Origin of the sequence: Halomonas sp. A29, from assembly GCF_046723295.1 — a bacterium.
Classification (GTDB): Bacteria; Pseudomonadota; Gammaproteobacteria; order Pseudomonadales; family Halomonadaceae; genus Halomonas.
Genome location: NZ_JAXQPR010000019.1, coordinates 1 through 22684 on the forward strand (window position 1 = coordinate 1; position 22684 = coordinate 22684).

At 63.8% G+C, this 22684-nt stretch carries 18 protein-coding genes and 1 pseudogene; 13 read left to right on the forward strand and 6 right to left on the reverse strand.

The window, feature by feature from the left end; all coding sequences use genetic code 11:
* The first annotated feature begins 57 nt into the window (after positions 1-57).
* The 6 genes from SPH52_RS22005 to SPH52_RS22030 all read left to right on the forward strand — a co-directional run bounded on the left by SPH52_RS22005 (position 58) and on the right by SPH52_RS22030 (position 7282).
* Complete coding sequence (locus SPH52_RS22005) at positions 58-657, forward strand: TRAP transporter small permease subunit (protein WP_411797193.1); 600 nt, start codon at positions 58-60, stop codon at positions 655-657.
* 21 nt (positions 658-678) lie between these two features.
* Positions 679-2049, forward strand: a complete 1371-nt coding sequence (locus tag SPH52_RS22010; protein ID WP_411797194.1) for a TRAP transporter large permease — start codon at positions 679-681, stop codon at positions 2047-2049.
* Positions 2050-2434: 385 nt separating this feature from the next.
* On the forward strand, positions 2435-3538 hold the full coding sequence (gene dctP / locus SPH52_RS22015; RefSeq protein ID WP_411797195.1) for a TRAP transporter substrate-binding protein DctP: 1104 nt from the start codon (positions 2435-2437) through the stop codon (positions 3536-3538).
* Positions 3539-3605: 67 nt separating this feature from the next.
* Positions 3606-4106: a TRAP transporter small permease subunit gene (locus tag SPH52_RS22020; protein ID WP_411797196.1), complete on the forward strand. Its 501-nt coding sequence runs from the start codon at positions 3606-3608 to the stop codon at positions 4104-4106.
* A complete protein-coding gene (locus SPH52_RS22025; protein WP_411797197.1) occupies positions 4103-5437 on the forward strand; it encodes a TRAP transporter large permease in 1335 nt (444 codons plus the stop codon). The genes SPH52_RS22020 and SPH52_RS22025 overlap by 4 nt, the downstream gene beginning before the upstream one ends.
* A 168-nt stretch (positions 5438-5605) precedes the next feature.
* Positions 5606-7282 (forward strand): ABC transporter permease, encoded by a 1677-nt coding sequence (locus SPH52_RS22030; RefSeq protein WP_411797198.1) that lies wholly within the window; start codon positions 5606-5608, stop codon positions 7280-7282.
* Here the strand turns inward: SPH52_RS22030 and SPH52_RS22035 are convergent.
* A complete protein-coding gene (locus tag SPH52_RS22035; protein WP_411797199.1) occupies positions 7268-8365 on the reverse strand; it encodes an ABC transporter ATP-binding protein in 1098 nt (365 codons plus the stop codon). The two genes, SPH52_RS22030 and SPH52_RS22035, sit on opposite strands and share 15 nt — an antisense overlap.
* Positions 8366-8649: 284 nt before the next feature.
* On the opposite strand from SPH52_RS22035, the gene SPH52_RS22040 reads away from it, so the two are divergent.
* Positions 8650-9678 (forward strand): Fe(3+) ABC transporter substrate-binding protein, encoded by a 1029-nt coding sequence (locus tag SPH52_RS22040; RefSeq protein WP_411797200.1) that lies wholly within the window; start codon positions 8650-8652, stop codon positions 9676-9678.
* A gap of 76 nt (positions 9679-9754) precedes the next feature.
* Here SPH52_RS22040 and SPH52_RS22045 read toward each other — a convergent pair whose 3' ends face one another.
* Entirely contained in the window at positions 9755-10483 is a 729-nt protein-coding gene (locus SPH52_RS22045; protein WP_411797228.1) for a LysR substrate-binding domain-containing protein, read from the reverse strand.
* Positions 10484-10498: 15 nt separating this feature from the next.
* Positions 10499-10699 (reverse strand): annotated as a pseudogene (locus tag SPH52_RS22050) (LysR family transcriptional regulator); the annotation flags it as partial.
* Between the two features lie 165 nt (positions 10700-10864).
* Between SPH52_RS22050 and SPH52_RS22055 the strand changes: the two are divergent.
* From SPH52_RS22055 to SPH52_RS22065, 3 genes are read left to right on the forward strand one after another with little or no spacing between them, the layout of a single operon-like run.
* On the forward strand, positions 10865-12238 hold the full coding sequence (locus tag SPH52_RS22055) for a uracil-xanthine permease family protein (RefSeq protein ID WP_411797201.1): 1374 nt from the start codon (positions 10865-10867) through the stop codon (positions 12236-12238).
* Positions 12239-12241: 3 nt separating this feature from the next.
* Positions 12242-13714 (forward strand): amidohydrolase family protein, encoded by a 1473-nt coding sequence (locus tag SPH52_RS22060; RefSeq protein WP_411797202.1) that lies wholly within the window; start codon positions 12242-12244, stop codon positions 13712-13714.
* Entirely contained in the window at positions 13711-14424 is a 714-nt protein-coding gene (locus SPH52_RS22065) for a sulfite exporter TauE/SafE family protein (protein ID WP_411797203.1), read from the forward strand. The genes SPH52_RS22060 and SPH52_RS22065 overlap by 4 nt, the downstream gene beginning before the upstream one ends.
* A 17-nt stretch (positions 14425-14441) precedes the next feature.
* Here the strand turns inward: SPH52_RS22065 and polA are convergent, their stop codons facing one another.
* Positions 14442-17225 carry a DNA polymerase I gene (polA, locus tag SPH52_RS22070; protein WP_411797204.1) on the reverse strand — a complete coding sequence of 928 codons (2784 nt, stop codon included), beginning with the start codon at positions 17223-17225 and terminating at the stop codon, positions 14442-14444.
* A gap of 163 nt (positions 17226-17388) precedes the next feature.
* Between polA and SPH52_RS22075 the strand changes: the two genes are divergently transcribed.
* The 3 genes from SPH52_RS22075 to speA all read left to right on the forward strand — a co-directional run bounded on the left by SPH52_RS22075 (position 17389) and on the right by speA (position 20676).
* Positions 17389-17685 (forward strand): DUF2782 domain-containing protein, encoded by a 297-nt coding sequence (locus tag SPH52_RS22075; protein WP_411797205.1) that lies wholly within the window; start codon positions 17389-17391, stop codon positions 17683-17685.
* A gap of 109 nt (positions 17686-17794) precedes the next feature.
* Positions 17795-18757 carry a homoserine kinase gene (locus SPH52_RS22080; protein ID WP_411797206.1) on the forward strand — a complete coding sequence of 321 codons (963 nt, stop codon included), beginning with the start codon at positions 17795-17797 and terminating at the stop codon, positions 18755-18757.
* Positions 18754-20676, forward strand: coding sequence for a biosynthetic arginine decarboxylase (gene speA / locus SPH52_RS22085; RefSeq protein ID WP_411797207.1), 1923 nt, complete (start codon positions 18754-18756; stop codon positions 20674-20676). The genes SPH52_RS22080 and speA overlap by 4 nt, the downstream gene beginning before the upstream one ends.
* A gap of 106 nt (positions 20677-20782) precedes the next feature.
* Here the strand turns inward: speA and SPH52_RS22090 are convergent, their stop codons facing one another.
* Both SPH52_RS22090 and thpD read right to left on the reverse strand, forming a co-directional pair.
* Positions 20783-21448 carry a fumarylacetoacetate hydrolase family protein gene (locus SPH52_RS22090; protein ID WP_411797208.1) on the reverse strand — a complete coding sequence of 222 codons (666 nt, stop codon included), beginning with the start codon at positions 21446-21448 and terminating at the stop codon, positions 20783-20785.
* Between the two features lie 103 nt (positions 21449-21551).
* Positions 21552-22550 (reverse strand): ectoine hydroxylase, encoded by a 999-nt coding sequence (gene thpD, locus SPH52_RS22095; RefSeq protein ID WP_411797209.1) that lies wholly within the window; start codon positions 22548-22550, stop codon positions 21552-21554.
* Positions 22551-22684: the final 134 nt, after the last annotated feature.

The following is a 22684-nucleotide window of genomic DNA, read 5'->3' on the forward strand; positions in this document are numbered from 1 at the left end:
CGCCGGAGACCCAGTCTCCGGCGGCTTTACCGGCTTGCGGCAATATGAGGCTGCTCGATGTCCACACCGCGTCTCGACCACTCTTCGAACGATCCTGACCACTTCCAGCCGGAGCTGCCCACGAATCGCGTGAGCCATGCGCTGGACACAGCCATTGCGGTTATCGGCAAGGGGCTTTCCTGGCTTTGGCTGGCTACGCTCATTGTGGTACTCACCAACGTGTTCAGCCGCTTCATCCTGGGGCGGGGCTCTATTGCCCTGGAAGAGCTTTCCTGGCACTTCTTCGGTGCCACCATGATCCTGACCCTGGCCTATGCCGTGGTCACCGACGATCACGTTCGGGTCGACGTGCTGCGTGAGAAGTTCACGCTGCGCTTCCAGGCCTGGGTAGAACTGCTGGGCATCCTGCTGCTGGTGCTACCCGTCCTCTACTTCATGATCGACGGTCTTGGCGAATACGCCTACCGCTCCTTCGATCGGGGCGAACGCTCCCAGGCCCCCAGCGGCCTGCCCTATCGCTTCATCATAAAGACCACGCTGCCGATCGGCATGGCGCTGATTGCTCTTGCGCTGTCGTCTCGGGCACTGCGCTGCTGCACCCTTCTCTTCGGTTTTCCCCGGCAGCTGCTCCAGCGGCGCCCGGTGGATCACCGCTAACGTGCCTTCGCGAGGATCGTCATGGGTCTCGAACAAATTCTCGTCATCGGCATGTTTGCCGGCTTCATGGGCTTGTTGCTGATAGGCTTCCCCGTGGCCTGGGCACTGGCCGGCATCGGCTTCCTGTTCGCCGTCATCGGCCATGTCCTGGTCGAATACATGGGGGCCAATCTCTGGTTTTCCTGGGGCGGTACCATCGGCGTTCTCGACAGGCGGCTGTATGGCATCGTCGCTAACGAGCTGATGGTGGCTCTGCCACTGTTCATCTTCATGGGCATCATGCTCGACCGCTCGGGTATTGCCGAACGGCTGATGAACTCCCTGGTACGCGTTCTGGGCGGGCTGCGCGGCGGCTACGCGGTCACTGTGGTCATCGTCGGCGTGCTGCTGGCGGCCTCGACCGGTATCGTCGGCGCCTCGGTGGTACTGCTGGGCATGCTTTCGATCGGACCCATGCTGCAGGCCAAGTACAACAAGTCGCTGGCCGTGGGCACTGCCTGCTCGGTGGGCACGCTGGGCATCCTGGTGCCACCGAGCATCATGCTGGTGCTGATGGCCGACCGCCTGGGCACCTCCGAAGCTTCGGTCGGCCGGCTGTTCATGGGCGCGCTGATTCCCGGCGTGATGCTGGGGGTGATGTACATCGCCTTTATCCTGATCGCCGCCTATATCAAAAAGGACCTGGCACCGGCACCGGAAAACAGGCAACCGCTGAATATTCGTGCACTGCTTGAGGTACTGATCGCCGTGTTGCCGCCCCTGGCGCTGATCGTGGCGGTGCTAGGCTCGATCTTCACCGGTTTTGCCACCACCACCGAAGCCTCGGCAGTGGGCGCGCTCGGCGCCATGCTGCTCGCGCTGTTCAATCGCCGGTTGAGCTTCGATATCGTCTCCAAGGCGCTCTACCAGACCACTCGCACCACCGCCTTCATCTTCGGCATCTTCGTCGGTGCCACCGTTTTCGCCGTGGTGCTGCGTGGGCTTGGCGGCGATGACGTCATCCGCGATGCAATCACCGGCCTGCCATTCGGTCCAGCCGGCGTGGTGCTGACGATCATGCTGGTGGTCTTCCTGCTCGGCTTCTTCCTCGACTGGGTCGAGATCACCCTGATCATCCTGCCGCTGGTCGCCCCGGTGGTCTTCAGCCTCGGCGTCGACCCGGTATGGTTCGCCATTCTCTTCGCCATCTGCCTGCAGACCTCGTTCCTGACCCCACCGGTGGGATTTGCCCTGTTCTACATCAAGGGCGTCTGCCCTCCGGGGGTCAGCACGCTCGATATCTACAAGGGCGTCGCCCCCTTCGTGGCCTTGCAGCTATTGGGGCTGTTCCTGGTGTTCTTCTACGAGCCACTGGCAACCTGGCTGCCCGCCCAAGTCTACAGCGGACGCTGAAGCCACGGCACGGAAAGGCGCCCGAGCCGCTCGGGCGCCTTTCCGGCTCTGCCCACCCACCCAATCAGACTTTGGTCTATCGTCCCTTCCGCCCTGCCCGCCGCTTCGGTATAGCCCACATGTTGTCACTTTGCCTTTCAATACAGACACATCTATCTGCCACCTTTCTTAATTAAATGTGGCTGATGGCCGGCACGGCCGGCCTCGAACCGCTACCCTTGCCAAAGCAGGCTATCGATTCCGGTCATGCCAGCATGCTAGCTTGTCGAAGTTTGCCGAACGGCCGAACCGGCGATCCCGGAGGGCCTCGGTCGCCTTCCGGCACACTGCTTCGGCATGGCTCATCTATTGCGGCAACACAATAAGACCCACAAGGGAGCACGACATGAAGATGAAGTCGAAATTCGTACTGTCCGGCCTGGCTGCTGGCATCGCCCTGGCGGCCTTGACCTCCACCGCCCAGGCCCAGGAACGCTGGACCATGACCTCCACCTGGCCGGACAGCATCGATCTGATCCAAATCGATCGCCACTGGGTGGAGTTGGTCAACAAGCTGGCCGGTGACGAGTTGCAGATCGAGTTCCGTGCCGGTGGCACCCTGATGCCCGGCACCGAAGTGTTCGACGCCACCGAGACCGGCAGCATCGAAGCTGCAGGTGACTGGCCCGGCTACTGGGCAGGACGCAGCTCTGCCTTCTCCCCCCTGGCCGCCACGCCCAGCTTGTTCAATGGCTTCGACTACTTGAACTGGATTCAACAGTGGGGTGGATTCGAGCTCTATCAGGAGGTCTACGGCCAGTACGATATGATCTACCTGCCCTACGGCATCACCAACAACGAGTCGGGCTTCATGGGGCGCACCCCCATCGAGAGCCTGGCCGACCTGGACGGTAAGCGTCTGCGTCTCTCTGGCCGCGACCAGGGCCGGGTGCTCGAGCGGCTCGGCGGTTCCCAGGTCACGCTCTCGGGCGGTGAGATCTACCAGGCGGTGGAGCGTGGCGTAGTCGACGGTGCCGAGTTCTCGACTCCCGGCGTCGATTACAACGCCGGCTTCGCCGAGGTGGTCGAGTACTGGGCAACGCCCGGTTGGCACCAGTCCGCCAGCGTGTTCGGCGTAATGATCAACAAGGACGCCTGGGAGGCCCTCTCCGAAGAGACCCAGGAGAAGCTGAAGATCGCCGCCGATGCCACCCTGGCCTGGTCATTGGCCTGGTCCGAGCGCCAGTCGACCGAGGGCACCATCAAGTTCCAGGAAGCCGGCGTGGAGATCTCCACCTATGGCGAAGAGGACATGGCCCGTATCCAGGAAGTGACCAACGAAGTGATCGTGGAAGGCGCCTGCGAGGACCCCATGCACGCCAAGGTCTACCACTCCATGGTCAGCTACCTGCAGCACTACGCCAACTGGCGTGATGTCTCGGTGCCCTACAACATGAGCCGCAGCTTCGACAATCTGCCCGACCTCGAGGCCATCGAAGCCTGCCTGTAAACCACTCCTCACGTCGCCCCGGTGCCTGCGCCGGGGCGTTTCAGTCCCGAGGTCGGAGACTTGACCCATGAATGCGATTGCCAAGGCGATCGACACTCTCAACGAAGTGTTCGGGCGGGTCATTGCGCCGCTGATCGCCGTCATCACCCTGGTGGTGCTCTACGATATCGCCCTGCGCCTGTTCACCGGGCGTCCCAGCGACTGGGCCTTCGACATCACCAAGATGCTGTTCGGCGCCCACTTCATGCTGATGGCGGCCTACGGCCTGCGCCATCACGCCCACGTCGAGGTCGACGTGCTAAAACGCCTGCTCTCACGCAGGAAGCAGGCCGTCATCGAAATCCTCGGCTATCTGATCTTCTTCGTGCCTTTCATCTGGATGCTGGTGACCCTGGGTTGGAGTTTCTTCATGCGCTCCTACAGCCGTGGTGAAACCACCTATGGCATCGTTTCGATTCCCATCTATCCGGTGAAGGGTGTGATCGTGGTGGCTGCGGTGCTGATCCTGCTCCAGGCCATCGCCATCGTGATTCGCGCCATCCAGCAGTTGCGGGAGGAAGCCGCATGAACCTCAGCCCCGAAATGCTCACCCTGGTGATGTTCGGCGGCCTGCTGGTGGGCCTGTTCATGGGCCATCCGTTGGCCTTCGTGCTGGGTGGCGTGGCCGTCATCGGCGCCTACCTGGGCCCGGGCGAACGCGTGCTCGGCACCATCATCAACAATATTTTCGGCAACGCCATGGACAACTATGTCCTGGTGGCCATTCCGCTGTTCGTGCTGATGGCGCGCTTTCTCAATGACTCGGGGGTCACCGAGAAGATGTTCGCGGTCATGCGCCTGCTGCTGGCCAACCTGCGCGGCGGCTTGGCCCTCACCGTGGTCATTGTCTCGGTACTGCTCGCCGCCACCACCGGCATCGTCGGGGCGTCCATCGCGGTGATGGGCATGATTGCCCTGGTGCCGATGCTCAAGCACGGCTACAACAAGGAGCTCAGCACCGGCGTGATCATGGCCAGCGGCTGCCTGGGCATCCTGATCCCGCCGAGCATCATGCTGATCCTGATGGCCAGCTACTCGCCGGTATCGGTGGGAGCGCTGTTCGCCGGCGCTCTGGTGCCGGGACTGATGCTGGGCGCCATGTACGCGCTCTACGTGCTGGTGATCTGCTACCTCAAGCCGTCCTACGGCCCGCCGGTGCCCACCGCGGAACGCGCCGAGACCACGACCGCTCAACTGTTGGTCATGCTGGCCAAGTACGTGCTGCCACCGATGGCCCTGATCCTGGGCGTGCTGGGCGCACTGTTCACCGGCGTGGCCACCGCCACCGAGGCCTCGGCCATCGGCGTGGGCATCGCCTTCCTGCTGTTCCTGATCTTCGGCGACCGCAAGCTCACCACCTGCTTTCGCACCCTGATCGACGCCAGCAAGACCACCACCATGGTGATGCTGGTGCTGGTCGGCGCCACTGCCTTTACCGGCGTGTTCTCCCGCGGCGGCGGCATGACGGTGATCAGCGAGCTGGTCTTGGCCATGCCCGGCGGCACCACCGGCGCCTTGATCCTGATGCTGTTCCTGGTCTTCGTCCTGGGGATGTTCCTCGACTGGACCGGCATCGTGCTGCTGAGCTTCCCGATCATGCTGCCGATCGTCAATCAGATGGGGGTCGACGTACTGTGGTTCGTGGTGATGGTGGCGGTAGTGCTGCAGACCTCCTTCCTGACGCCACCCTTCGGCTACGCCTTGTTCTACCTGAAGGGCGTGGCGCCTAAAGGGGTCGAGATCATCGACCTCTACAAGGCGGTGATCCCCTTCTGTGCGTTGATCGTGCTGGCCTGCCTGCTGATGGCCTTCTTCCCGGTGCTGGTGACGGGCCTGCCCTCGCTCATGCTCGGCTACTAGGCTTTCGACCTCGCACGACTTGAGCGCTCGTATCGCAGATACGGGCGCTTTTCCTTGATGTCGGTCAGCTGACACGAGCTGCAGCAACACGCGCCAACTGGTATCATTTCCAGCCGTTACCGCCTCGCATTACTGCGCTGCCGCGCCGGCCAGTGAAGGAGTTCCTGCTTGTTCCGATCCGCGACTACCGGCCTTTCCTCCTTGTCTCACCGCCTGAGCCCCTGGACACTGCTGATCCTGATCGTGGCACTCGTCGTCGCGCTTCCGGTCATCGTGGTACTGGCACATATCGTGATGCCGACACAGGGGGTCTGGCAGCATCTGGCCAGTACGGTACTGGGTCGCTATCTGGGCAACACCTTCTATCTCGCCGTCACGGTGGGGCTCGGCACCATGGTGATCGGCACCGGTAGCGCCTGGCTGGTGGTGATGTGCCGCTTTCCCGGGCGCCGCATCTTCGAGTGGGCGCTGCTGCTGCCGCTGGCCGTGCCTACCTATGTAATCGCCTACGCCTATACCGACTTCCTGCAATACGCGGGGCCCGTGCAGAGCTGGTTGCGCGAGATCTTCGAGTGGGGGCGCGGCGATTATTACTTTCCCAACATCCGTTCATTGGGCGGTGCCGCCACGCTGATCACACTGGTGCTCTACCCCTACGTCTATCTGCTGGCCAGGGCCGCGTTCCTGGAACAGTCGGTATGCGTGCTCGACGTGGGACGCACGCTGGGGCGCGGTCCGTGGAACCTGTTCGCCACGGTAGCCGTGCCACTGGCGCGCCCGGCCATCGTCGGCGGGGTCTCGCTGGTACTGATGGAAACCCTCAACGAGTTCGGCGCGGTGCAGTTCTTCGGCGTCGATACCTTCACCACCGGTATCTATCGCACCTGGTTCGGCCTGGGCGAGCAGGTGGCCGCCGCCCAGCTCGCAGCCTGTCTGCTGCTGTTCGTCATCGTGCTGGTACTGCTGGAACGCTGGTCGCGGGGCAAGCGACAGTATTTCCACACCACCAACCGCTACCAGCAACTGCCCGAATACCGGTTACGCGGCTGGCGGGCTGCGGCAGCCTTCACTGCCTGTGCCCTGCCGGTGCTGATCGGCTTCCTGATTCCCAGCGGCCTGCTGTTGCAGATGGCCATGGCCAAGGGAGATGCACTGTTCGGCACCCGCTTCCTCGACTTCGCCTGGAACAGCCTGTTGCTGGCCGTCATCGCATCGCTGATCGCGGTGGGCCTGGCCGTGGTGCTCAGCTACGGGGTGCGCCTTCACGACAGCCCGCTGACACGCATCGCCACGCGGGTTGCCTCGATGGGCTATGCGATTCCCGGCTCGGTGATCGCGGTGGGTATCCTGATTCCCTTCGCCTGGCTCGACAATACCCTCAACACCTGGCTGCACGCCCACTACGGCAAGATCGTCGGGCTGATCTTCAGCGGCTCGGCGTTCATCCTGGTGTACGCCTACGTGGTGCGTTTCCTGGCGGTGTCGTTCAATACCGTGGAGGCGAGTCTAGGCAAGGTGACACCGAGCATGGATGCCGCCTCGCGCACCTTGGGCCAGACGCCGGCCGGCACGCTCAAGCGCGTGCACACGCCGATCATGCGCGGCAGCCTGATCGCCGCCGGTATCCTGGTCTTCGTCGACGTCATGAAGGAGCTGCCGGCGACCATCATCCTGCGCCCCTTCAATTTCGATACCCTGGCGGTAAGAGCCTACAGCCTGGCGTCGGACGAGCGGCTGGCCGAAGCCTCGACGGCCTCGCTGGCGATCGTGGTCGTAGGGATCATTCCGGTAGTACTGCTGAGCATGGCCATGCGCCGCTCGCGCCCCGGCTCAGGCAGCCACTGAGGGGAAGACGAAGACCTGCGACAGGTCGAGGTGAATGTCCACCCGCTGCCCCTCGGCGGGCAGGAAGACGCCGGGCACCCTGGCATGCAGGTGGGCCTCGCTGCCATCCTCGCCGTGGGCGCAGATGTGCAGCAGACTGCTGCGCCCGAGCAGCTTGGCCATGACCACATGGCTGTAGCGGTGCTCCGGCGCCGGCTCGAAGTGCTCGGTGATGCGCAGTGCCTCGGGCCGGATCATCACCAGGGCCGGGCTCCCTTCGGGCAACCAACCGGCCTCCACCGGCCCCACCGGGGTCTGGACACGACCGCCCTGCACCACGCCACTCAGCTCGTTAACCTCGCCGAAGAATGCCACGACGAAAGGGTCGCAGGGCGCGCAGTAGAGCTCCCGAGGCGTACCCATCTGCACGATACGTCCATCGCGCATCAAGGCGATACGGTCGGCCATGAACATGGCCTCTTCGGGGTCGTGGGTCACCAGCAGGGTTGCTGCCCCCACCTTCTTGAGTACGTGCAGGGTATCGTCGCGGATACGATCACGCAGACGCGCGTCGAGGCTGGAGAAGGGCTCGTCGAGCAGCATCAGTTGCGGAGCCGGCGCCAGGGCGCGGGCCAGCGCCACACGCTGCTGCTGCCCACCGGAAAGCATGTGCGGATAGGAATCGGCGTAGTTGGCCATGCCCAGCTGCTCGAGCAGCGTCAGCGCCCGCTCGCGGCGCTGACGCTGCGGTTCGCCCTTCAGGCCGAAGGTGACGTTCTCGATCACCGTGAGATGTGGAAACAGCGCCGAGTCCTGGAAAGCCAGGCCGACGTTGCGCTTCTCAGGCGGCACGTGACGCCCTTTTGGCACGGCGATCTCACCGCCGTTGAGGGTCACACGACCTTGCTGCAGCATCTCGAGCCCCGCCGCGATACGCAGCAGAGTGGTCTTGCCACAGCCTGATGGCCCCAGCAAGCAGACGACCTCACCGGGCGCCACGTCCAGGTTGACACCACGCACGGCGGGCAGGCTGCCGAAGGAGTGGTGCACCCCCTCCATGGTCAGTGCAGTGGCCTGCTGGTAGGGAGCGTGTCCGACTTCCATTGGCTTCGATTGGCTAGTCATAGAACAAACGACATGATCCGAGGGGAAATGGCAACCTTCATCCTACCCGAAATGTCCAGCGAGTACGTTTGGAATTAACTCGCATTCGCCAACTTTTTCGCATTTCCTTGCTTCCCGTCAGCTCTACAGCGCCGCGCCGTAGTGGGCTCTTCGCAGCAGGCTTGACGGCCTGTTCGCAAAACGCTTCAATAGCGTTCAGCGTAATGCAACGTATTATCATTAGTTTTGCACTCCCATCCGTCAGGCTCTCGAGGTAGAAAATCATGACCCAGCGTAACCGCCTCATCGCTCCGCTCGCCGCAGTGCTCGCCGGGTCGGCCTTTGCCACCGGGGCAACGGCCGACGAGGTCAACCTCTATTCGGCACGCCATTACGATGTCGACGAGCAGCTCTACCAGGCCTTTACCGATGAGACCGGGATCAAGGTCAACCTGCTCGAGGGTGACTCCGACCAGCTGATCGAGCGCATCCAGCGCGAGGGCGTGGCCAGCCCCGCCGACGTGATGATCACCGTCGATGCCGGCCGTCTGTGGCGTGCCGAAGAAGAAGGCATCTTCCAGGGCATCGAATCCGACGTACTCAACGAGCGTCTGCCTGAATCCATGCGCCACCCCGAAGGCATGTGGTTCGGTTTCAGCCAGCGCGTGCGGGCAATCTTCTACAACCCGGAGAACGTCGACCCCAGCGAGATCACCTCCTACGAGGACCTGACCGATCCGCGCTGGGAAGGAGAGGTATGCATTCGCTCCTCCAACAACATCTACAACCAGTCGCTGCTGGCCGCGATGATCGACCATCACGGTGCCGAAGCTGCCGAGGAGTGGGCCAAAGGCATCGTCAACAACCTGGCGCGCCAGCCTGAAGGCGGCGACACCGATCAGATCAAGGCAGTGGCCGCCGGCGAGTGTGACCTGGCCGTGGCCAACCACTACTACTACGTGCGCCTGCTCAACTCCGACGACGCCGCCGATCGCGAAGTGGCAGAAAAAGTCGGCATCTTGTTCCCCAACCAGGACGACCGCGGCATTCACGTCAACGTGGGCGGAGCAGGTGTCGTTGCCACCTCGCCGAATCGCGAGAACGCCATCCGCTTCCTCGAGTTCCTCTCCTCCGATACCGCCCAGGAAATCTTCGCCGCCGGCAACTACGAGTACCCGGTGGTGGACGGTGTGAACATGGATGAGACGCTCAAGTCCTGGGGCGAGCTGCACAAGGACGATCTGAACATCAGCGTACTGGGCGAGAACAACCCCGAAGCGATCCGCATCTTCGATCGTGTCGGCTGGCGCTAAGCCTGAGCTGACAAGCTCGAACCGAAAACGCCACCGCAGCCGCGGTGGCGTTTTTCATTGGAGGTGTCGGGAATGACTACGCGAGTCGATGCTGACCAGGTTCAATGGACAGCATCGCCTCGCGTAGCCGTTCCGCCAGGACAGAGGTCGCCATGGGCAGGGCACGGTCACTATGGGCACACAGGGTCAACTGGGCCTTGGCGATATGCCGATCGAAGAGCGGCTTGAACACCAGCTCGCCATGGGCAAGCTCCCGGGAGATGTCGAGCCGATTGAGGAAAGCGATGCCAAGTCCAGCGCGAGCCAGCGACTTGAGGGTCAAGATTCGATTCCCCGCTGCGACTGGCTCCAGCTCGAGATCGGCCTTGGCCAATACCTGCTGGAGCGTGGAACCATGAAACATCTCGGGGCTAGGCAGAAGCGCCGGGTAGGCCAGGCATTCCCTTAGCCACAACGCTTGCCGTTCGGCCAACGGATGGCTTGGCGCCAGCACGGCTCCGAACTCCAGTCCAACCTGCTCAATGAAACGGACCCTGGGTGTAATAGGGGGATTGATGCAAATTCCGATATCGGCATCTCCAGTAACCACCTGCTCGAGGATGGTATCGGTCATCCCCGTCATCAGCCTGAAGCGCACCTGCGGAAAGCGTTCACGAAATGCGACCAGCACCTGGGGTAGCAGTTGGTCGGTCAGCGACTCCACGCTGGCTACACGTACCTCTGCACAACCAGTGCCGCGAATCTCGCCGAGATACTCCTGCAGACGCCGCTCATCGCGCTGCCATTGGCGGATCTGGTGAAGCATCAGCTCACCCGCCGGCGAAAGCCGCAATCCGCGAGGTAGTCGCTCGAAGAGCGGAACGCCGAGCTCATCTTCCAATTTGAGGATCTGTCGATTGATTGCCGAAGCTGCCACATGTAACCGCTCGGCAGCCTTTCGCAGAGACCCTTGCCGTGCCACTTCTTCAAAATAGCGCAGTCCCGGCAGAAGCAGATGCATGCTCTCCCCCCCAATCCCCATCGTTGCCTTTTTGGCAACAGATAACACGAAACTCTGTTATGGACCAGAACAGAAGCCCCCCGCTAGGGTGATCTCAGGACCACTGAGTCTGTAGCCGCGCCCCGGCCCCGGCCCCGGCCGAGGCCGAGGCCGTCACAAGCCTTCACAACAACAAGAGGACCCACCATGAAGACCACCCATAGCCCACCCGAGGCAGCGGTCGAGCCCGTCGATGAGCGCTTGCCGCTGGGCACCATGCTGCTTTATGGCTTCCAGCACGTTCTGGTGATGGCAGCGGCACCCATCACCGCCGCCTTCCTGATCGGTCACACCCTGGAGCTGCCGGACAATGTCACTGTCGGCCTGATGAGCGCCATTTTTCTGGCCTGCGGCCTGGCCGGCATCCTGCAGTCGGTAGGCGTATCCGGCTTCGGTGCCCGCCTACCCTTCGTTCAGGTTCCAGGAGGCGCCCCGCTGGTGATCTTCCTGGCCATTGCCCAGGCCACCGACCTGCAGACGGCCACCGGCGCCGTGATCCTGACGGGTCTCTTCTATTTCCTAGCCCTGCCCTTCTTTACCCGAGTGCTGAAATTTTTCCCGCCCATCGTGATCGGCACCATGTTGCTGCTGGTGGCCGTAAACCTGATTCGCATCTTTGGAGGCCTGATCACAGGCCGCCCAGGGTCACCGGAGTTCGCCGCCATGGGCAACATCGGCCTGGCCCTTGTCACTATTGCCTGTACCGTGATCTTTGCCCGCTGCCTCACCGGCATGTGGCAGCGCATCGCCGTGATGCTGGGACTGCTGGCCGGCGCTGCAGTGGCGGTTGCCACGGGAGCCATGACCTTCTCGGGCGTGCTGGAGGGTCCGCTGGTGGCCTTTCCCCAGCCCTTCCCCTTTGGCATGCCGAAGTTCGACCTCTTCGCCTCGTTGCCGCTGATCATCTTCTGTGTGGTGTCGATGACCGAGGCCACCGGCCAGACACTGGCAACAGCCGAGATAGTCGAGCGCAAGGGCGACCACAAGGCCATCGTGCCGCGCAATATCCGCGCCGACGCCTTGGGCTCACTGTTCGGTGGCTGCTTCGGCACTTCACTGATCATCACCAGCGGCGAGAACATCGGCATCATTCGCGCCACCGGTGTGCGCTCCCGATACGTGACCATCGCCGCCGGCGCCATGCTGGTGTTGCTGGCACTCTGCGCTCCCCTAGGGCGGCTGGCCTACGCCATCCCCACCGCAGTGGTGGCCGGCACGGCGGTCATCGTCTTCGCCATCATCGGTGTCATGGGTATCAACATTCTGCGCCGAGTCGACTTCAACCAGAACGGCAACATGTTCACCCTTGCCGCTGCCCTGGCCATGGGCCTCACCCCCATCGTGGTGCCGGGCTTCTACAGTGCCTTCCCCGGTCATTTACAGATCATCCTGGGCAACGGCCTGGCCATGGGCACCCTGACAGCCGTACTGGTCAATATTCTCTTTCATCACTTGGGGCACACGCCGCAGCAAGACCGCGACAGCAGTCCCGCCCCCATCGAAGCCACCAAGGGAGACTAAGGCATGTCGAGCCTCTACCCCGGCACGCCGCTGCCATCCCCTGAGCGCCTGAGCGGCGAGACACTGCTGCTATGCCCCGAAGAGGTGCTGCTGACGGAAGGCTGCCGGTGTGACCGCGCCGTGCTTGTCGCCAACGGGGTCTTTCAGGAAATAGGGCCTGCCGAAGAGCTGCGCCGGCGCCACCCCGGTCTCGTCCCTGTCGAATTGCCTGGCCAGTTGCTGATGCCAGGCCTGATAGACACCCATCACCATCTGACCCAGTCGCTGGGCAAGTCGCTGGTGTTCGGCGAGCCTTCGGAGATCTTCAAGCGCGTCTGGGTTCCTCTGGAGGCCAGTCTAGACGAGGAGCTGCTACACCTGTCCGCCAAGCTGGCCGCCCTGGAAGCGCTGCGTGGTGGCTTCACCACTGCGGTGGATGCAGGCACACGCTCCGCTGCCGACACGGCCTCCATCGCTCAAGCTGCCGGGGAGGTCGGACTGCGCTGCGTACTGGGACTGATCTGCAACGACCTTGGCGGCACCGCCAACGCCCCCCAGGAGGGGGCGGTCGCAGCGATTCTGCAGCGGGCCGAGAGACACCTGGCGCATTGGGAAAACCACCCCCTGATTCGGCCGTCGCTCGCGGTGTCGATTCCAGAGGCTGGTAGCGACGCCATGCTGCATGCCGCCTCTTCGCTCTGCGCCGAGGCCGGCACTATCTTTCAAACCCACGTCAACGAGCACCTCCAGGCCGTGGAGCGCTCCTTGGTCGCACGTCGTCAGCGCCCCCTGGAACATCTCCACAGCGTCGGCGCACTGGGTCCGCAAGCACTGGTGGCCCATGCCACCCTGGTCACACCCGATGAGCTCAACCTGCTGCGTGGCACGAACACTGCTGTGGCCTTCAACCCAGTGGCCAGCGCCTGGAAGGGCAATGCGGTGGCTCCGGCACTGCAGATGGCGGCGCTCGGCATCCGCTTCGGCCTCGGCACCGATGGCACACGCAGCGACGGCTTCCGCCTGATGGACGCCGCCGAGACCAGCCAGCGGCTAGCCTTCGGTCTGGCCAGCGGGGACTCCTCCTGTGGCGGCGGCTGGCGCTGGCTGGAGCACGCCACTCGCTGTGGTGCCGATGCTGCCGGGCTCGGGGGACTTGTCGGTGAGATTGCCCCCGGGCAAGCAGCCGATTTCCTGCTGGTAGATATCGATATACCGGAAATGACACCGTCCTGGGACCGCCCCTGGGAGCTGGTGCGCTATGGCAACCGCGATCAGATCAGCGCCGTATTCACCAACGGTCGTCTGCGGCTGTGGCAGGGCTGGCCAGTGGAATGGGATGGCCATGCCTTGCTGAATCAGGTGCGCGAGGCCGCAGCGGCAGTAAAAAGTGCACCTATCTTTCGTGTTCATCCTGTCGCCTCTGAACATCGTGCTCGCTTCCGGCCCGAGGTGCTCAGCAGCACAGGCAATGACAATGCAAGGCTGTCTCACCCATGAGCGAAGCAGCGATATTCATGGTCCTGGCGTCGGCCGTTGCCGTCGCCGCTTTCATCCAGGGCGCCGTGGGGATTGGTTTCGCCCTTGTGGTGGCACCCGTGATGGGACTTTTGAGGCCGGACCTGCTGCCGGTGGCCTTGTTGATACTGATGTTGCCGCTCAACGGCTATGTGGGGCTGCGCGAGCGCGATGCCATCGACTGGCGGGGGGTGGGTTGGGTCAGTCTGGGACGTCTGCCTGGCACCTTCGTCGGCCTCGGTATTCTGCTGGTGGTATCCACTAACGGACTCAACCAATTGATAGGCGCTTCGACCATCCTTGCCGTGCTGGCCGGACTGTTCGCCCCAGTCTTCCAGCCGAGCCGAGCCGCTTGCACCGCGGTTGGGGTGGTCACCGGAGTGACGGAAACCGCTACCGGAGTCGGTGGTCCACCGCTCGCCCTGCTCTACCAGCACCGGCCGGGGCCGGTGCTGCGCGCCACCATCGCACTCTGCTTCCTGATTGGCGAACTGGTCTCCCTGGCTATCCTCGCCCTTGCCGGTCAGTTCCAGCTCCACCAGTGGCTCTGGGCGTTGGCTTTATTGCCAGCACTGGCTGCAGGAAGCATCGCCAGCCGACTCGTCCACCATCGCCTCGATGCACGGCGGATGCGGTTAGGTGTGCTGTCGTTCGCGATGCTCTCGGGAATTGTGCTGTTGATTCCGCGCTAGGCAAGAAGAGGCCGGGGTCAGTGCGCTTCGTCCCAGTTGACCCCATTCTCGGCCTCGACGATCAGCGGCACGCTGAGTTCGGCGGCGGCCTGCATGCGCGTCTTCACCTCGCCGATGAATTCTTCCACCTGGTTCTCGCCGACCTCGAACACCAGTTCGTCGTGGACCTGCATCACCATGCAGGCGTCGAAGGCGCTCTCCTGCAGCCAGGCGTCGACCTCGATCATGGCGCGCTTGATGATGTCCGCCGCGGTGCCCTGCATCGGCGCGTTGATCGCGGTGCGCTCGGCGGCCTGGCGACGGGCGTGGTTCTGAGCGCGGATCTCGGGCAGGTAGAGCCGGCGCCCGAACACGGTCTCGACGAAGCCGTCGTCGGCGGCTTGGGCGCGGATGCGCTCCATGTAACGGGCCACGCCGGGATAGCGGTCGAAGTAGCGATCGATGTAGGTCTGCGCCTGGCTGCGCTCGATGTGCAGCTGCTTGGAGAGCCCCCAGGCGCTCATGCCGTAGATCAGGCCGAAATTGATCGCCTTGGCGCTGCGGCGCTGCTCGCCTGAGACCTTCTCCAGCGCCATGCCGAAGACCTCGGCGGCGGTGGCGGTGTGGATGTCGCGCCCCTCGGCAAAGGCGGAAAGCAGCCCCTTGTCTTCGGAGAGATGGGCCATGATGCGCAGCTCGATCTGCGAGTAGTCGGCGGCGACGATGCGATAGCCGGGCCGGGCGATGAAGGCCTGGCGGATCTTGCGCCCTTCCTCGGTGCGGATGGGGATGTTCTGCAGATTGGGGTCGCTAGAGGAGAGCCGGCCGGTGGCGGCGACCGCCTGATGGTAGCTGGTGTGCAAGCGCCCGGTGCGCTTGTTGACCAGCCGCGGCAGCTTGTCGGTATAGGTCGACTTGAGCTTGGCCAGGCCGCGATGCTCCATGATCACCTTGGGCAGCGGGTAGTCCAGCGCCAGCTCCTCCAGCACGGCCTCGGCAGTGGAGGGCGCACCCTTGGGTGTCTTCTTGAGTACCGGGATCTTCTGCTCGTCGAACAGGATTTCACCCAATTGCTTGGGCGAGCCGAGGTTGAACTCGCGCCCGGCCAGCTCGAAGGCGCGCGCCTCGAGTTCGGCGATGCGCACTTCGAGCTCCTGGCTCTGGGCATGCAGGCGCACGGGGTCGATCGCCACGCCGGTGCGCTCGATGCGCGACAGCACAGGGATCAGCGGGCGTTCGATATGGTCGAGCACTTCGGCCAGGCGCCCTTCCGCTTCGACTCGCGGGCGCAGCTCGCAGTGCAGCCGCAGCGTCACGTCGACATCCTCGCAGGCGTAGGGCACGGCCTGCTCGAAGTCGATCTGGTTGAAGGTGAGCTGCTTGGCACCCTTGCCGGCGATCTCCTCGAAGCTCACCGTCTTCTGGCCCAGGTACTTGAGCGCCAGCGAATCCATGTCGTGACGGGTGGCGGTGGAGTTGAGCACGTAGGATTCGAGCATGGTGTCGGTCAGCGGTCCACGCACTTGAATGTCGTAGTTGGCCAGTACCGAGATATCGTACTTGAGATTCTGGCCGATCTTGCCGCGGCAGGGATCCTCGAGCAGCGGCTTGAGCGCGGCCAGCACGCTGTCACGGTCGAGCTGATCGGGCACGTCGAGATAGTCGTGGGCAAGCGGCACGTAGGCCGCCTCGCCGGGTTCCAGCGCCAGCCCCACGCCGACGATCTCGGCATCCATGTAGTTGAGACTGTTGGTCTCGAGGTCGAAGCAGAAGGCCTCGCAGGCGCCGAGCCGGGCCAGCCACTCGTCGAGCTCCGCCTGGGTCAGTATCAGGTGGTTCTGGCACGCCGCTACGCTTGCCGGCGGCGCATCGGGGTCGAGATTGCCCGCCGCCGCCGTGCCTGCGACCCCCGTGCCACGCTCGACATCGTCAACGCCCTCGTCCTTGCCCGCCAGCAGCTCGGAGAGCCAGACCTTGAATTCGAGCTCGGTATAGAGCTGCTTGAGCGCTTCGCGGTCGGGGTGGGCGATGTCGAGGTCGTCTAGCCCCACCGGCAGCTCGCAGTCGGTCTTGATGGTGGCCAGCTGGTAGGAGAGATAGGCCATCTCGCGATGCTCGTCGAGCTTGGCCGGCAGCGTTTTGGCGCCGCGAAAGTCGAGCGTCTTGACCTTGTCCAGATCGGCGTAGATGGCATCCAGCCCCCCGCCCACGCCCTGCAGCAGGCCCAGCGCGGTCTTCTCGCCCACCCCCGGCACTCCGGGGATGTTGTCGACCTTGTCGCCCATCAGCGCCAGGAAGTCGATGATCAGCTCAGGCGGCAGACCGAACTTGGCCTTGACCCCCTCCACGTCGAGGAGCTCGTCCTTCATGGTGTTAACCAGCGTGATATGGCCATTGACCAGTTGCGCCATGTCCTTGTCGCCGGTGGAGATCACCGCGTCGCGGCCGGCCTCGGTGGCAAGCCGGGCCAGGGTACCGATGACGTCGTCGGCCTCGACGCCCTCGATGCACAGCAGCGGCAGGCCCAGGGCACGCACGCAGGCATAGAGCGGCTCCACCTGGCTGCGCAGGTCGTCGGGCATCGGCGGGCGCTGGGCCTTGTAGGCCTCGAACAGCTCATCGCGGAAGGTCTTGCCCTTGGCATCGAAGACCACCGCCATGGGGCTGTCCGGGTAATCCTTGATCAGCCGCTTGAGCATGTTGATCACGCCCTTGATGGCACCGGTGGGCTGGCCGCTGGAGGTGGTCAGCGGTGGCAGGGCGTGAAAGGCGCGGTAAAGATAGGACGAACCGTCGACGAGAACGATGGGCGTATCGGCCATGAATCGGCATCCGTTGGGTCTGTGCAAGAAAATGTGATTCTGATCAGCCATGATACGCATTGCACGCCGCTTTTGCCGCCATCGTTGGGATCATGCTGTCCAACGTCATACACTGGAGACAATCAGTGGCAGCGATCGTCGCATGCGCTCTTGGGAGGCCATCATGAACGTTTCTCGCCGTTTCCTGGCTGTAGCACTGCTTTCCCTCGGCCTCGGCCTGGCGGCAGCCACGCCCGCCTTGGCCCAATCCTCTGCCAATGTCGAACCCGACATCACCATTCGACAGGAGGAGGACCGCACCATTCGCGAGTACCGTGTCAACGGTCAGCTCTATGCCATCGAGATCCGTCCGAACCGCGGCTCTAGCTACTTCCTGGTCGACCACGATGGCGACGGCAACTTCGAACGCCAGGAGGGCGACAGGATCGCCGTGCCCCAGTGGGTGCTGATGCGCTTCTAGCCGCCATGCCGGGCTTCATACGAGGTGAATGCCGGAAGGTGTCCAGGAGACGTGCATCGAGGTGCCAAGACGCTACAATAGGCGGCTTGGCAACCTGGGCGAGAGACACATGGCCGTATTCACCCCGTTGAGCGACGCACAGGTCGCAGAGTTTCTCAGGCGTTTCGACGTCGGCGATCTGGTATCCCTTCAGGGGGTCGCCGGCGGTACCGAAAACACCACTTTCTTTGTCACCACCGACCGCCGCGAGCTGGTGCTGACCCTGTTCGAGCAGGGCGAGCACGAAGAGCTGCCGTTCTTCGTCGACCTGCTCGACTACCTGGACGAGCATCGATTGCCGGTCGCGGGTCCGGTGCACGATCGCGAGGGCATTGCCCTGCACAGCCTGGCCGGCAAGCCCTCGCTGCTGTTTCCGCGCCTGCCCGGCCGCCACCCCGTGGCGCCCAATCTGCTGCAGTGCCAAGCCCTGGGCGACGCGCTGGGGCGCATGCACATGGTGTCCCAGCACTTCCCCGGCCATCGCCCCAACCCCCGCGACCTGAACTGGCTCGTGGCCATGCACCACAAGGTGCTGGGCTACCTCTCGCCCGAGGACCAGGCCCTGATGAAGGACGAGGTGGATATCTATCAGGACGTATTCGGTGCCGCTCCCGAGCTGCCCCATGGCGCACTGCACGGCGACCTGTTTCGCGACAACACACTGTTCGAGGGCGACCGCCTCGGCGGCATCATCGATTTCTACAATGGCTGCACCGGTGACCTGCTGTTCGACCTGGCCATCGTGATCAATGACTGGGCCTCGGGCCCCGACGGGCAACTGGACCGCGAGCGACACGACGTGATCCTGGGCGCCTACCAGGCTCGCCGCCCCCTCTCCGCCACCGAGCGCGAGGTATGGCCGACGATGCTGCGCATGACGGCACTCCGCTACTGGCTGTCGCGCCTGCTGGTGGTCTACGTGGATCCACCGGCTCACGACCTGACGCCCCACGACCCGGCGCAGTTTCATACCATTCTCACGGCACGCCTGAAACATGGCGCTCTGCCCCTGCCTGAAGCGAGCAACACATGAGCCTATCCATGGGAGCTGCCTCCGGCCCCGCCCAACGGGCGCGCCGTACCTGGAACATCGACCAGTGGGGCAGCGGTTATTTCGACGTCGACGACAGCGGCCACGCCTTGGTGCGCCCGCTGGGCAGCGAAGCCGAGGGTCCGGCCCTGCCGCTGGCCCCCCTAGTGGACCAGCTTCGCGATGCCGGCCTGCGCCTTCCGGTACTGGTGCGCTTCAGCGATATCCTGCACGACCGCGTCGAGCAGCTGTGCGAAGCCTTCGACCTGGCCATGAGCGAGGAGGAGTACATCGGCGGCTATACCGCGGTCTACCCGATCAAGGTCAACCAGCAGCGCCGCGTGGTCGAGGAGATCCTGGCCACCCGCGAGCGCGGCCATGGCCGGGTCGGCCTCGAGGCCGGCAGCAAGCCGGAGCTGCTCGCCGTGCTGGCACTCTCCGCCGACGGCCCGTCGCTGATCGTGTGCAACGGCTACAAGGACCGCGAGTACATTCGCCTGGCGCTGATGGGTGAGAAACTCGGCCACCGCGTTTATCTGGTGGTGGAAAAGTTCTCCGAACTGCCACTGATCCTCGAGGAAGCCCAGAACATTGGTGTCACCCCGCGCATCGGCCTGCGCGCCCGCCTGGCCTCGGTGGGCATGGGCAAGTGGCAGGACACAGGCGGTGAAAAGTCAAAGTTCGGGCTCACCGCCAGCCAGATGCTGGCGGTGGTGGAGCGCCTGCGCGAAGCCGATTCACTGGCCAGCCTGCAGCTGGTGCACTTCCACCTGGGCTCGCAGATCGCCAACATTCGCGACATTCAGGTCGGCCTGCGCGAGTGTGCGCGCTTCTACCAGAGCCTGCTGGCACTGGGAGCGCCGATCGACACCGTCGATGTGGGCGGTGGTCTGGGCATCGATTACGAAGGCACCCGCTCGCGCAGCTTCTGCTCGATCAACTACTCCATGCGCGAGTATGCCCGTAACGTGGTCAGTGCCTTCGCCCAGGCCTGCAACGAGGCAGAGATTCCCCATCCTCACCTGATCAGCGAGTCCGGCCGCGCCCTCACCGCGCACCATGCGGTGCTGATCGCCAACGTGATCGGCGAGGAGCGGGTCAACGACGAGGCGCCTGCGCGCCTGGCCGAGGACGACCCGCAGTTGGATGAACTGTGGCGCGTGCACGATCTGCTGGGCAACTCAGTGGAACCGCGCGAGTTGGTGGAGGCCTGGCACGACCTGCTGCAGGCGATGAGCGAGATGCACGACCGCTTTCTCATGGGGCTCGCCGACATCACCGTTCGCGCCGAGTCGGAAGGGGTCTACTTCGCCGCCTGTGCACGCCTGCGCCAGCGGCTCGACAGTCGCAACCGTGCCCACCGCGAGATCATCGACGAGCTGGCCGAGAAGCTAGCCGACAAGCTGTTCGTCAACTTCTCGCTGTTCCAGTCGGTACCCGACGTGTGGGGCATCGATCAGATCTTCCCGGTGCTGCCGCTGACCGGGCTCAACCGCGAGCCCACCCGGCGCGGCGTGATCCAGGACATCACCTGCGATAGCGACGGCCGTATCGACGGCTACGTCGACGGCCAAGGCGTGGAAACCACTCTGCCGCTACCGGAATGGCATGAAGACGAGGAGCGCCTGCTTGGTTTCTTCCTGGTCGGCGCCTATCAGGAGATCCTTGGCGACCTGCACAACCTGTTCGGCGACACCGACTCCGTCGACGCCGCCCTGGACGAGAACGGCGAGTGGGTGCTGAGCCATGCCCAGCAGGGTGACCGCGTCTCCGACGTGCTCGCCTACGTCAACTTCGACGCCAAGGTCCTGCGCGACCGCCTTGCCGGCCAACTGGCCGACAGCGGCCTTTCCGCCGAAGAGCAGGCCCACTTCCTCGACGATCTCTCCGCCGGCCTGCAGGGCTACACCTATCTCGAATAGACCTGGCTCGAGTAGCGACGCACCCGGGGCAAACGACACGACGCCCCCGCGGCCAGGCCGCGGGGGCGTCGTCTGTTTGGTTCTGCGTACGGGATCGGGCGAGGCATTACTCGACGACTTGGGCCCTGACTTCGAGGCCACCGGTAAGGGTCAAACGCAGCTTGGCGCCACGCGCCAGCTCGCCGACGCCCTCGGGTGTGCCTGTAATGATCACGTCGCCCGGTTCGAGGGTGAAATGACGGCTCATTTCCGCCACCAGGGTCGGCACGGGGAACAGCATGTCGGAGCCCTCGCCGTGTTGGCGCAGCTCACCGTCGATTTCCAGCTCGAAGGTCAGCGCATTCCAGTTCGGCACGCGGCTCAGCGGCAGAAAATCGCTCAGTGGGCAGGCACCGTCGAACGACTTGGCGATCTCCCAGGGATGCCCTTTCTCCTTCAGCCGCGTTTGCACGTCGCGCAGGGTCAAGTCCAGCGCCAGGCCAATCCCGACGATGGCTCGCTCGGCCTCATCGGAGGTGGCATGGGTCAGCCGCTCGCCGACCAGCAGGGCCAGCTCCGCCTCGTAGTGCACTTCACCGCGAGAAAAGGGCGGATCGAGGGGCTCGTCGAGGCGTACCGCACTGGTGGCCGGCTTGATGAACAGCAGCGGCTCGGTGGGTATCGGGTTGTCCAGCTCCTTGGCATGGTCTGCATAATTGCGGCCGATGCAAACGATTTTGCCCAGCGAATGGGGAAACTCCTGGCCATCGGTGAATCGGGGGACAAAGCGCATGGCGGGTCTTCTCCTTCTCGTTATGCGTGCCGCTTCTCAACGACAAGCCTCACAGTTTACCGCACCATGCGCCCTGTTCCACCCTGATGACGCTATCGAGACGTCAGGCGTCAATCTGCGGCGTCCACAGCTCGTCCGGCCAATGGGCCAGGAAGCTCGGCCGACGGCAGCGTGCGGCGAAGGGCTCGACGCAGGCGTTGTCGCATCGGTTGTAGACGAAGAAGACGTTGCTGCGCGGGTCCGGCGACATATTGGCGTTGGAGCCATGCAACGTATTGCAGTCAAACAGCAACAGCCCGCCCGCTGCCCCCTTGGGCGCTTCGATACCGTGACGCGCGACCAGTTCGCGCAGCGCCTCGCGCCCCGGCACGCCAAACTCCTGACGCTTCAGCGACTGGCGATGGTGATCGTCGGGCGTCTCGCCCAGGCACGGCACGAACACCTTGTGGGAGCCCGGGATCAGCATCAGTGGGCCGTTGAACTCATGATTGTCGGTCAGCACGATCGAGGCGCTCACCGCGTGCATCGCCGGCATGCCGTCCTCGGCGTGCCAAGTCTCGAAGTCGGAGTGCCAGCTGAAGCCCTTGCCCACGAAGCCCGGCTTGTAGTTGATACGCGACTGATGCACGTAGGCTTCGCCACCGAGGATCTGACGCACCCGGCCGATGAGGCGCTCGTCGCGCGCCAATCTGGCGAATCGCCGAGAAAGGAAATGCACGGCGAACAGCGAACGGATCTCCTGGCTCTCGGGCTCGGTGATACTGAAGTCGCGGCCGCGGAAATCGTCGCGACTGAGCAGGGCATCCAGCTCGCTGCGCAGCTCGTCGAGCTCCTCACCGCTGATGAAGCTGGGCTCGAACAGGAAGCCCTTGCGCTCGAACTCGTCGAGCTGCGCCTGAGTCAGCGGCCCGTCCTCGGTACTGCCCCGTACCACGCCTTCCTGGCGCTCGAGCCAGAGGCTATCGAGCGGCTTGGTCAGGCGGGTGGGATAGGCATCGCGAATGCGCCCAAGCGCGCTGTCGACCGGTGAGGTCAGGGTTTCGCTTCCAGCGTAATCGGTTGCCTGTTTCAGCTTTCGGCTGGACGAAGTGTGCACTGTCATTCCAATCACCTCCTGTGTATCCGTGATCAGTTTCAGTCCCGACTCGTGCAACGGCGTGCAGTCGTGGTGGGAGGCCCCCGGGGAGACCTTGCAATAATGATGTAGTGGCGAGGCGCTGCGCTTTCAAGAGACAC

Bases quoted from the DNA above. Each gene is read 5' to 3' on its own strand.
- SPH52_RS22005 (WP_411797193.1), top strand. From the start codon at position 58: ATGTCCACACCGCGTCTCGACCACTCTTCGAACGATCCTGACCACTTC.
- SPH52_RS22010 (WP_411797194.1), top strand. From the start codon at position 679: ATGGGTCTCGAACAAATTCTCGTCATCGGCATGTTTGCCGGCTTCATG.
- dctP (WP_411797195.1), top strand. From the start codon at position 2,435: ATGAAGATGAAGTCGAAATTCGTACTGTCCGGCCTGGCTGCTGGCATC.
- SPH52_RS22020 (WP_411797196.1), top strand. From the start codon at position 3,606: ATGAATGCGATTGCCAAGGCGATCGACACTCTCAACGAAGTGTTCGGG.
- SPH52_RS22025 (WP_411797197.1), top strand. From the start codon at position 4,103: ATGAACCTCAGCCCCGAAATGCTCACCCTGGTGATGTTCGGCGGCCTG.
- SPH52_RS22035 (WP_411797199.1), bottom strand. From the start codon at position 8,365: ATGGAAGTCGGACACGCTCCCTACCAGCAGGCCACTGCACTGACCATG.
- SPH52_RS22040 (WP_411797200.1), top strand. From the start codon at position 8,650: ATGACCCAGCGTAACCGCCTCATCGCTCCGCTCGCCGCAGTGCTCGCC.
- SPH52_RS22045 (WP_411797228.1), bottom strand. From the start codon at position 10,483: ATGCTTCACCAGATCCGCCAATGGCAGCGCGATGAGCGGCGTCTGCAG.
- SPH52_RS22055 (WP_411797201.1), top strand. From the start codon at position 10,865: ATGAAGACCACCCATAGCCCACCCGAGGCAGCGGTCGAGCCCGTCGAT.
- SPH52_RS22060 (WP_411797202.1), top strand. From the start codon at position 12,242: ATGTCGAGCCTCTACCCCGGCACGCCGCTGCCATCCCCTGAGCGCCTG.
- SPH52_RS22065 (WP_411797203.1), top strand. From the start codon at position 13,711: ATGAGCGAAGCAGCGATATTCATGGTCCTGGCGTCGGCCGTTGCCGTC.
- polA (WP_411797204.1), bottom strand. From the start codon at position 17,225: ATGGCCGATACGCCCATCGTTCTCGTCGACGGTTCGTCCTATCTTTAC.
- SPH52_RS22075 (WP_411797205.1), top strand. From the start codon at position 17,389: ATGAACGTTTCTCGCCGTTTCCTGGCTGTAGCACTGCTTTCCCTCGGC.
- SPH52_RS22080 (WP_411797206.1), top strand. From the start codon at position 17,795: ATGGCCGTATTCACCCCGTTGAGCGACGCACAGGTCGCAGAGTTTCTC.
- speA (WP_411797207.1), top strand. From the start codon at position 18,754: ATGAGCCTATCCATGGGAGCTGCCTCCGGCCCCGCCCAACGGGCGCGC.
- SPH52_RS22090 (WP_411797208.1), bottom strand. From the start codon at position 21,448: ATGCGCTTTGTCCCCCGATTCACCGATGGCCAGGAGTTTCCCCATTCG.
- thpD (WP_411797209.1), bottom strand. From the start codon at position 22,550: ATGACAGTGCACACTTCGTCCAGCCGAAAGCTGAAACAGGCAACCGAT.